At 54.0% G+C, this 1,213-nt stretch carries 1 protein-coding gene; it reads right to left on the minus strand.

What is annotated here, in order from left to right; genetic code table 11:
* Positions 1-1,213 (minus strand): hypothetical protein (locus DFP81_RS18085; RefSeq protein WP_220343055.1); only part of this gene is annotated, 1,213 nt, incomplete at both ends.

Genomic DNA, 1,213 nt, shown 5'->3' on the forward strand with positions numbered 1-1,213 from the left:
TTTCAACGGTATTACCCGCATCGTCGGTGGCCAACGCCGTAACGGTAATTTCACCGTCTGTCAGGTCAGATAGATCCACATCCGCCACAGTCCAGGTGCCGTCAACTTTCGTCGCATTTACAGTGACATCCGCTGTTGTTTCATCACCATCACTGAAGGTCACGACCACGCTTTGTGCGTCATCGTCCACACCACTCAAGGTCACGTTCACAGAGTCCGCTTCGTCGGCGTTGGTTACTGCATCGCCTTCGGCCACAGCCACACTGAAGTTGTCGTCGGTGTCGGCGCTGGTGTCTAGATCCAAGGTATCGGTTGTTTCAACGGTATTACCCGCATCGTCGGTGGCCAACGCCGTAACGGTAATTTCACCGTCTGTCAGGTCAGATAGATCCACATCCGCCACAGTCCAGACGCCGTCTGTTTGTGTCGCGTCCACAACCACATTGTTGGTGCCATCACTGAACGTAACGGTAACCGTTTCAGCGTCATCGTCCACGCCACTCAAGGTCACGCTCACAGAGTCCGCTTCGTCGGCGTTGGTTACTGCATCGGTGTCACTGACTGCAACCGTGAAGTTGTCGTCGGTGTCGGCGCTGGTGTCTAGGTCCAAGGTATCGGTTGTTTCAACGGTATTACCCGCATCGTCGGTGGCCAACGCTGTAACGGTAATTTCACCGTCTGTCAGGTCAGATAGATCCGCGTCCGCCACAGTCCAGGTGCCGTCAACTTTCGTCGCATCCACAACCACGTTGTTGGTGCCATCACTGAACGTAACGGTAACCGTTTCTGCGTCCGCGTCCACGCCACTCAAGGTCACGCTCACAGAGTCCGCTTCGTCCGCGTTGGTTACTTCATCAGAAGTCACAACATTTACGGCGAAGTTCTCGTCAGTATCCGCACTGGTGTCTAGATCCAAGGTATCGGTTGTTTCAACGGTATTACCCGCATCGTCGGTGGCCAACGCTGTAACGGTAATTTCACCGTCTGTCAGGTCAGATAGATCCGCATCCGCCACAGTCCAAACGCCATCAACTTTCGTCGCATTTACAGTGACATCCGCTGTTGTTTCATCACCATCACTGAAGGTCACGACCACGCTTTGTGCGTCATCGTCCACACCACTCAAGGTCACGCTCACAGAGTCCGCTTCGTCCGCGTTGGTTACTTCATCAGAAGTCACAACATTTACGGCGAAGTTCTCGTCAGTATCCGC

Origin of the sequence: Marinomonas pollencensis, from assembly GCF_003387375.1 — a bacterium.
GTDB classification, from domain to species: domain Bacteria; phylum Pseudomonadota; class Gammaproteobacteria; order Pseudomonadales; family Marinomonadaceae; genus Marinomonas; species Marinomonas pollencensis.